At 33.9% G+C, this 8,360-nt stretch carries 9 protein-coding genes; 6 read left to right on the top strand and 3 right to left on the bottom strand.

Annotated features, from left to right (window positions below):
- Nucleotides 1–60: 60 nt before the first annotated feature.
- Genes KTQ83_RS10425 through KTQ83_RS10415 form a run of 3 tightly spaced genes read right to left on the bottom strand, consistent with a single transcriptional unit; the run spans nt 61 to nt 3,584 of the window.
- The gene (locus KTQ83_RS10425) at nt 61–855 is read right to left on the bottom strand and encodes a hypothetical protein (RefSeq protein WP_186998362.1); all 795 of its coding nucleotides are present in this window, start codon (nt 853–855) and stop codon (nt 61–63) included.
- Between the two features lie 10 nt (nt 856–865).
- Nucleotides 866–2,839: an ATP-dependent DNA helicase RecG gene (recG, locus tag KTQ83_RS10420; protein ID WP_117924316.1), complete on the bottom strand. Its 1,974-nt coding sequence runs from the start codon at nt 2,837–2,839 to the stop codon at nt 866–868.
- Nucleotides 2,829–3,584, bottom strand: coding sequence for a hypothetical protein (locus KTQ83_RS10415; protein ID WP_217256769.1), 756 nt, complete (start codon nt 3,582–3,584; stop codon nt 2,829–2,831). Before KTQ83_RS10415 ends, recG begins: the two co-directional genes overlap by 11 nt.
- A gap of 136 nt (nt 3,585–3,720) precedes the next feature.
- On the opposite strand from KTQ83_RS10415, the gene KTQ83_RS10410 reads away from it, so the two are divergent.
- The 6 genes from KTQ83_RS10410 to KTQ83_RS10380 all read left to right on the top strand — a co-directional run bounded on the left by KTQ83_RS10410 (nt 3,721) and on the right by KTQ83_RS10380 (nt 8,253).
- Nucleotides 3,721–4,779: a M42 family metallopeptidase gene (locus KTQ83_RS10410; protein WP_117924311.1), complete on the top strand. Its 1,059-nt coding sequence runs from the start codon at nt 3,721–3,723 to the stop codon at nt 4,777–4,779.
- Nucleotide 4,780: 1 nt separating this feature from the next.
- A complete protein-coding gene (locus tag KTQ83_RS12660) occupies nt 4,781–5,164 on the top strand; it encodes a DegV family protein (protein ID WP_217256768.1) in 384 nt (127 codons plus the stop codon).
- Between the two features lie 134 nt (nt 5,165–5,298).
- Entirely contained in the window at nt 5,299–5,634 is a 336-nt protein-coding gene (locus tag KTQ83_RS12655; protein ID WP_217256767.1) for a DegV family protein, read from the top strand.
- 4 nt (nt 5,635–5,638) lie between these two features.
- Nucleotides 5,639–6,124: a peptidylprolyl isomerase gene (locus KTQ83_RS10390; protein WP_117924307.1), complete on the top strand. Its 486-nt coding sequence runs from the start codon at nt 5,639–5,641 to the stop codon at nt 6,122–6,124.
- The gene (locus KTQ83_RS10385) at nt 6,124–7,026 is read left to right on the top strand and encodes a LysR family transcriptional regulator (protein WP_117924305.1); all 903 of its coding nucleotides are present in this window, start codon (nt 6,124–6,126) and stop codon (nt 7,024–7,026) included. Before KTQ83_RS10390 ends, KTQ83_RS10385 begins: the two co-directional genes overlap by 1 nt.
- Before the next feature lie 111 nt (nt 7,027–7,137).
- Entirely contained in the window at nt 7,138–8,253 is a 1,116-nt protein-coding gene (locus KTQ83_RS10380) for a 5-methyltetrahydropteroyltriglutamate--homocysteine S-methyltransferase (protein ID WP_186998366.1), read from the top strand.
- Nucleotides 8,254–8,360: the final 107 nt, after the last annotated feature.

Genomic DNA, 8,360 nt, shown 5'->3' with positions numbered 1-8,360 from the left:
CAATAAAAAGCCTATGCCCTTACGAAAAGGTATAGGCTTTTGTCAACAATCTGAAAGAAGTCAATTTGATTTGACTTCTTTATTTATTTGTTCAATTTGATATTTTAATGAATATACACGATTTACATATCCACTAAAATCTTTACCATTCCATTCATCTTGCGTTAAATACGCCTTTTCTCCATAAATATTATGCGTATCTATCGAATCTGAATCATTAATATTTGGAATACATACCATATAATATAAAATTTCTGAGGCATAATTCATTTGTACAATATATACAAATCGATCACTATTATTTTTTTGATTCGATTTTAAATAAGCCGAATAGACAATCTTCAGTTTATCAAGTCCAGGCGCCTTATCTTCTTTACCATCTATAGTATATATAGATTCTTGATTATCTTTTACATAATCTATAGCTGCATCTTTCCCATCCTGAATCAATGTTTTTGGAATGTCCTCTAATGCACTATAACGATTGGCAAGCCCCTTTACCACCACATCGGTTTCAACACTTTTTGGCTGATAATGATATTGATTGGCTAAAGCCTCATCATACGTTGCCGTTACATGAATCGTATCTCCATTTGATAAATCTGTATTCGGACTGACTTCATATTGAACAGAGTTCAAAAAATCCTGTGTTCTTTGATTTAGATCTCCCTGTTTTGCACTTACTGTCACACTCGCATTTCCATTTTCTCCAACATACGTATATTGCGCATTTGCCATAATATCGATTTCAACATTACGTAAAAAGAAGAAGTAAGCAATCAAAACAAGAATGCATATCATACTTAATAAGCACATAAAATATATAGTTTTATTCTCTATCTTCTGTTTATCCATTGTAAAACTCCTAATCAAAATACTGTGCATTTTCAATAGCCCTTGAAATATACGACAACAAATCCACATCCACTTGATCTTGTATGATTTCTTTGGCATCATGAATACACGTTTCCATCATAGCCTGGTCTTTTTCAAAATCACCAAACACAAGACAAGGCATACCACTTTGTCTTATCCCTAAAATATCACCTGGACCGCGCATATGCAAATCATAATTGGATACTTCAAAGCCATCCTTTAATTCTTCCATCTTTTTTAAGCGTTCAATAGCCTGAGGATCACTCGATGCCGACAACAAGAAACAATACCCCTGTTTTTTATCACGTGCCACACGTCCTCTAAGCTGATGCAAAGTACTTAAGCCAAAACGATGCGCATCATAAATGACCATCACACTCGCATTGGCCACATCAATTCCAACTTCAATAACCGTTGTAGATACAAGGATATCCAATTCATGTTTAGAAAACTTGTCCATCGTTTCTTCCTTTTCCTGACTTGTCATTTTTCCATGAAGCAAGCCAATGCGTATATCTTTTAATATCTTTGTCATGCCTTCATAAATTTCAAATACATTACGCATTTTAAATTCATCATTCTCTTCAATGGCAGGACACACGACATAACATTGTCTTCCTTCTTGAATAAATTTCAATACATCTTTTAAAACTGGCGACATACTTGAAGTTTTAAAATACTTTGTGACAACACTCTTTCTTCCTTTAGGCATTGTATGAATCGAACTAATATCCATATCTCCATATAAGAAATGCGCATACGTTCTAGGAATCGGTGTAGCTGACATCATTAGAAAATCAACACACTTTCCTTTTTCTAATAGAGACCTTCTTTGTTTCACACCAAAACGCTGTTGCTCATCCGCAATCACAAGGCCTAATTTATTAAAAATAACATTTTCTTGAAATAAAGCATGCGTTCCTACCACATTTAATATTTCTCCATTCTCAAGTTTCGTTAAAATTTCTTTCTTTTCCTTAGTCGGTAAACTAGAAACATATAAAGTCGCATCTAAACCTAATTTATGCATATTATCTACATGTTGGCGAGCTAAGATTTCGGTTGGTGCCAACAAAGCCGATTGATATTCAGCTAGCTGATTGGCATACATGCTAATTTGAGCAACAATTGTCTTACCACATCCAACATCTCCTTGAACAAGGCGAAACATGACATTTGTACTCTTTAAATCATATAGAATATCGTCAATACTTGAAAGCTGATCCTTCGTTAACTCAAAAGGAAGACCTGAAATCCATTTCTTTACTGTTGCCATAGAAAATTTCTTAGCTTTTTTTATTTCCTTCTTTTCATGCATCGACTGCATTACGCATTGAAAACATAGAAACTCTTCATACTTCAATGTACGAATTGCGGCATGCAGTTGCTTTTCATTCTCTGGAAAGTGAATCCATTTATAAGCCGTAGATATATCTAACAACTTATACTTTTCAATATACCTTTGTGGTACTCTTTGAGGTAAAACATCCACATGTTTAAGGGCCTCTTTCATAATGGCTTGTATATCTGATTGCTTCAAACCTTCAATCAATGGATATACTGGATGTAAGCCTAATTGTTGATCTAAAGGTTTAAAATTATAAGTAGAAGCTACCACATTATTATTCCCTTGATATTGTCCATAAATCGTTATCATCTTGCCAAAACCAAATTGAGATGGCCATGGACGATTGAATAAAGTAATGTTTAATTCTTCATTCCATGACAAGACTTTAAACTTAGTCATCGAACGATTCTTAGATAAACGAATCACTCTTGCGGTTGAACAAATCAAGCCTTGGAATACAACATTTTCCTTTTCATTCCATTGCGAATAGGGCAATGTTTGAACCGTATCATAACGCAAAGGATAATATTTCAATAGATCCTCAACAGTTAAGATATTCATCTTTACTAAAAGACCAAGTCTTCGACTGGTAATTTTCAATTCATTAATCTGCATCTAAAAGACTTCCTACATAAGAAACATAATTCAATTCAAGAATGCAATAGAAAAAGCCCATTAAAAAATTCACAAACAAATAAGTAAACATAGTTGCAAGACTCGACTTAAAGCTAACTCCCAAGAATAAATACATCATCCAAGATATCATAGGATTACCCATATACATAGATCCAACTAAAATACTTTGGGCATTAAAGCCCTGTGCTGCACTAAATAAACCTCCAGACATTGTATCAAACACAACAATACAGATTAGTAATGTACAATACCAGTTCAACATAGATTTCTGGTGTTTTTTTAGTGCAAAAGGAATAAATTCCTTTAAGTTTTTATCGTGAATCAATCCATAATAGAAAATCAACTGGAATGGCACCATCATAACTAAGCAGAATGCACTAATAAGTTGTAACACTAACATTAAGCTTGTATTATTTGTGCAAACATTCACTAGATTTGTAAGAATTCCACTCACAATTAAAATATAAATACCTTGTAGCACTAATACTTTCAAAATTGCAGATGCGCAAAAATTTTGTTTCTTCCATATCTTTGTGCAAATAAAATAGAAACCTAAACTCGACAATAAACTTAATACGACTTCTAGACTTTGTCTAAGATATACATTCATACCTAAGGCACTCATCATTAAATAGGCAATGTTATAAACAAAGCATAAGATCAAAGTTAATACGATTGTTTTATATATACTTCTAAAATGTAGTTTTGACATTATTTTTTTCATGCAAAAATCTCCTTTTTTGGTAAGATACAATTATTCTAGTCCTTTGTCCAAATACAAATTCATTCAAATGACCAGAAACACATCCACAAATATGTATCTGTGCTATAATATTAACAAATTTATGGAGGAAATGTATATGAATTCAAAAATTAAACGAATTATTAACTTCTCAACTGCCTTTGGACCAAGTGGCATGGAAGATGAAGTATCTTCATTAGCCATGGAAGATGTCAAGGATATTTGTGAAGTTCATGATGATACAATGCGTAATACGTATATGCACTTTAAACAAGACAAAGAACATGAAACAACGATTCTTTTGGATGCACATGCCGATGAAGTCGGTTTTATTGTGCAAGCCATCAAACCAAATGGTACAATTCGCTTTTTACCATTAGGTGGATGGGATCCAAAAAACATTGTATCTGGCGAAGTCTGGATTCTTAATGATAAAGGTGAAAAGATTTCGGGTATTGTCGCAAGTCAACCGGTTCATTTCTTATCTGAAGAAAAGCGTAATGGAAAAGTAGATTTTGATGATTTAGTAATCGATGTAGGCGCAACAAGTTCTCAAGAAGTAAAAGAAGAATTTCATATATCTGTAGGTAACTTCATGTGTCCTGCAGTTACATGTAAATATGATGAAGCACATAAGATTTTCTTAGGAAAAGCCTTTGATTGTCGTATAGGCTGTGCAGCCGTAATGGATGTACTACACCAATTAAAAGATGTAAGCCACAACATTGAAGCCACATTAACAACACAAGAAGAAGTCGGCGAAAGAGGCATGGACACAGCAATCAAAAACTTAAATCCTAACATTGCGATTTGTTTTGAAGGATGCCCAAGTGATGATACATTTGAACAAGACTACATGATTCAGTCTGCCTTGAAAAAAGGGCCAATGTTACGTTGGTTTGACCGTTCTTATATCACAAGCCCTCGTTTTATGCGTTATGCGATTGATTTGGCACATGAAAAAAATATTCCTGTACAGGAAAGTGTAAGAAAAGGTGGAGGAACCAATGCAGGAATTACTCACCGCTATAACATTCCAACCATCATTATCGGTATTCCCGTTCGTTTTGCACACGCTTCATTTGGAATCTGTTCTGAAGAAGATTATGATAATGCTGTAAAACTTGCGGTTGAAATCATCACAAACATCGATGCTCAAACTATTCGAGGATTCTAGTATGGAAAAAATTGCCGTCGTAACGGATACAGGTTCCAATCTATCTTTTAAACAGGCAAAAGAATTAGGTATTTACCTGCTTCCCTTACAAATCACAATTGACAAAACAACATACCAAGATACATTAGAAATTTCAACACAAGATATTTATAAAGAATTAGCCAAGGGGAAAATGCCAAAAACAAGCATGGCAACCTATCAAAAAATCTATAATTTATTTGAAAAACTAAAAAAAGAATACGATACTGTATTTGCGATTCCATTGACAAATGGATTATCTACAAACGCTTCAACCATGCAAAGTATTGCACGAGAATTAGAAATGAATGTCCATGTGATTGATATGTATTCAACTTGTGAATTAGAAAAACATGTTGCGATTTGAATCAAGCAATTAGTCGACGCAAACAAACCATCTGAAGAAATATTAGAGATTATTCGACCGGCAATCGATGAATCCAACTCATTGATCTTAGTCAAGGATTTACAACACCTAAAACGCGGTGGAAGATAACCCCAATGGCTGCAGCTCTTGCAGGTTTGTTAAAGATTTATCCTATCTTGCACTTAAATAAAAACACAGAAGGCAGAATCGATGTATTAAATAAGGTTCGCACAGAAAAAAGAGCTGACACCTATGCGATTGATAAAGTCATTGACGATATTGATATAGAACATACAAATATCTATATTATTCACTCAGATTTTTTAGAGGGTGCCAACCATTTTAAAAAATGTTTTATCGAAAAGGGTGTACCTGAAGAAAATATTCATATAAACTATATTAGTTCCGTAATCGCCGTACATACTGGTCTTGGTTGTATCGCATTACAATATATAAGAAAGGAAAACTAAAAACATGGAAACCAAAAATATTTTAATCACAATGAAAAACGGAGATCAAATCAAAGCTGAGTTGTATCCAGAGATTGCTCCTGAAACTGTTGAAAACTTTTTGAATCTAATCGAAAAAAAATTCTATAACGGATTAACTTTCCACCGTGTTATTAAAGGATTTATGATTCAAGGTGGATGCCCAATTGGAAACGGAACAGGTGGCCCAGGTTATACAATTCATGGAGAATTCGCTTCAAATGGATTTAAAAACGATTTAAAACACACTCGTGGTGTTTTATCTATGGCTCGTGCTATGGATCCAAATAGTGCAGGAAGTCAATTCTTCATTATGCACCAGGATTCACCTCATTTAGATGGTGAATATGCTGCGTTTGGTAAAGTGATTGAAGGTATGGAAAATGTAGATAAAATCGCAAAGACACCTACTACTTTCAATGATCGTCCAAGAAATCCTCAAGTGATTGATACAATCACAATTGTTGACTAATGACGTTGCAACAATTGCGCTACGTGATCCAGATCGTTGAATCTGGATCTTTTAATTCCGCAGCCAAAGCCTTATTTATTTCACAACCATCTCTTTCGAAATCCATTCATGATTTAGAAGAAGAAATGTCCATCTGCTTATTTGTTCGAACAAATAAAGGTATTCTTCTCTCTGAACAAGGAGAAAAATTTCTAGGCTATGCTAGACAAGTCATAGAACAAGCTAACTTACTTGAAGAACAATATAAAAACACATTCCCTGCAAGAACTGTATTTGCGATTTCAAGTCAACACTATGCCTTTGTGGTAAATGCATTTGTTGCCTTAGTCAAAGAATACAATCAAAGTGAATATGAATTTTCTTTAAGAGAGCAAAGAACATACGATATTATCGAAGATGTAAAGAACCATCGAAGTCAATTAGGCATTCTGTATCTTTCACATTTCAATCGTGAAGTCATTCAAAGTATCTTAAAAAAAGAACATCTTACATTCACCAAATTATTTGAAGCCAAACCCCATGTATTTGTTTCTAAGACAAATCCTTTATCCCATAAAAAAACAGTGAAAATGGAAGATTTAAAGAACTATCCCCGTCTAACTTATGAACAAGGAATCAATAATTCCTTCTACTTTTCCGAAGAATTACACAGTACTCAGCCATCTAAAAAGAGTATTGTTGTTTCGGATCGCGCCACATTATTCAACTTATTGATTGGACTAAACGGATATACGATTTCTTCAGGTATCTTAAGCACAGATTTAAACGGAGACAACATTGTATCCATTCCACTTGATAGTGATGAAGTTATGGAAATAGGCTATATTAGTGATGGAGTTTTATCCAACATGTCAAAAAACTATCTAAATCATCTAATTCAATACATTGAAAAGACCAACTGAAATTGGTCTTTTATTATAGTTTTTAACTATAACAAGCTAAAGAATATTTCAATTATTCTATATACTATAAATATGATAGACTTAACACACACGAAAGTTGAGGAATTTATTATGACAGTTCAAACACCTTATAGATATGATGTAGTTGGAAGTTTTTTAAGACCTGAAAAACTAAAACAAGCCCGTAAAGATTATGAGTCTAAAAAAATTTCAAGAGAAGAATTGACACAAATCGAAGATGAGTGCATTACAGATTTAGTTCAAAAAGAAAAGGCAGCCGGCCTACACGTCATCACAGATGGTGAATTCAGACGTGCTACATGGCACTTAGACTTTATGTGGGGATTTGATGGCGTATCTCATACACCAACGAAAACAGGCCTTCCCTTCCATGGAGAAGCCGCTATGATTGATGATACATATATCACTGGAAAAGTTGGTGTGAGTGGTACACATCCTTTTGTAGAGCATTTCAAGTTTTTAACTCAATTCGAAGACGAAAATACGATTGCCAAACAAACCATTCCTGCTCCAGCACAATTTTTGGAACAAATGATTCTTCCTTTTGCACTAGAAAACACTAAAAAATATTATGAAGATACTGAAGAATTGGTTCAAGACATTGCGAATGGGTATAAAGTTGTCATTCAACAATTATATGATGCAGGATGTCGATGCATTCAATTCGATGATTGTTCATGGGGCATGTTGGTGGATGAAAAAGCGCCATTATTTTTCCAAACAGATCAAGAAGGTTTGTTAAAAGTTCAAGAATTATTCTTACGTATCAACAATCTTGCGATTGAAGGAAAACCTGAAGATCTTACAATTAACACACACGTATGCCGTGGTAACTTCCACTCTACATATGCATCTAGTGGTGCTTATGATGCTGTCGCAAAAACATTATTTGCGAAAGAAAACGTGCATGCCTATTTCTTAGAATTTGATGATGCTCGTTCTGGTGGATTTGAACCATTAAAAGAGGTTACAGCTGATAAAAAAGTCGTACTTGGTTTAGTTACTACAAAATTAGCCAAATTAGAAGACAAAGAAACAGTAATTGCCCGTATTAAAGAAGCTAGCAAATATGTCTCTTTAGAAAATTTGTGTCTAAGTCCACAATGTGGTTTCGCCTCATGTGAAATAGGAAATAAATTAACTGAAGAGCAACAGTGGGCTAAAGTTAGATTGATTAAAGAAATTGCTGAAGAAGTATGGGGATAGAAAAAAGTTTGGATTAATTTCCAAACTTTTTCTTTTTGTGATTTATTTTTTTGGCTCTGTCACAACAAATGGTTGATTTTTGACGAGAAATAGCGTATAATAATAGT

It is taken from the genome of Holdemanella porci, from assembly GCF_019052655.1.
In the GTDB taxonomy this organism is placed as follows: Bacteria; Bacillota_I; Bacilli_A; order Erysipelotrichales; family Erysipelotrichaceae; genus Holdemanella; species Holdemanella hominis.
Note: the sequence above shows the minus strand (reverse complement) of the source record. Positions and strands in the feature narration are given on the sequence as shown.

Excerpts from the sequence above, each read along its gene's own strand:
- KTQ83_RS10425 (WP_186998362.1), bottom strand. The coding sequence starts at position 855 with ATGGATAAACAGAAGATAGAGAATAAAACTATATATTTTATGTGCTTA.
- recG (WP_117924316.1), bottom strand. The coding sequence starts at position 2,839 with ATGCAGATTAATGAATTGAAAATTACCAGTCGAAGACTTGGTCTTTTA.
- KTQ83_RS10415 (WP_217256769.1), bottom strand. The coding sequence starts at position 3,584 with ATGAAAAAAATAATGTCAAAACTACATTTTAGAAGTATATATAAAACA.
- KTQ83_RS10410 (WP_117924311.1), top strand. The coding sequence starts at position 3,721 with ATGAATTCAAAAATTAAACGAATTATTAACTTCTCAACTGCCTTTGGA.
- KTQ83_RS12660 (WP_217256768.1), top strand. The coding sequence starts at position 4,781 with ATGGAAAAAATTGCCGTCGTAACGGATACAGGTTCCAATCTATCTTTT.
- KTQ83_RS12655 (WP_217256767.1), top strand. The coding sequence starts at position 5,299 with ATGGCTGCAGCTCTTGCAGGTTTGTTAAAGATTTATCCTATCTTGCAC.
- KTQ83_RS10390 (WP_117924307.1), top strand. The coding sequence starts at position 5,639 with ATGGAAACCAAAAATATTTTAATCACAATGAAAAACGGAGATCAAATC.
- KTQ83_RS10385 (WP_117924305.1), top strand. The coding sequence starts at position 6,124 with ATGACGTTGCAACAATTGCGCTACGTGATCCAGATCGTTGAATCTGGA.
- KTQ83_RS10380 (WP_186998366.1), top strand. The coding sequence starts at position 7,138 with ATGACAGTTCAAACACCTTATAGATATGATGTAGTTGGAAGTTTTTTA.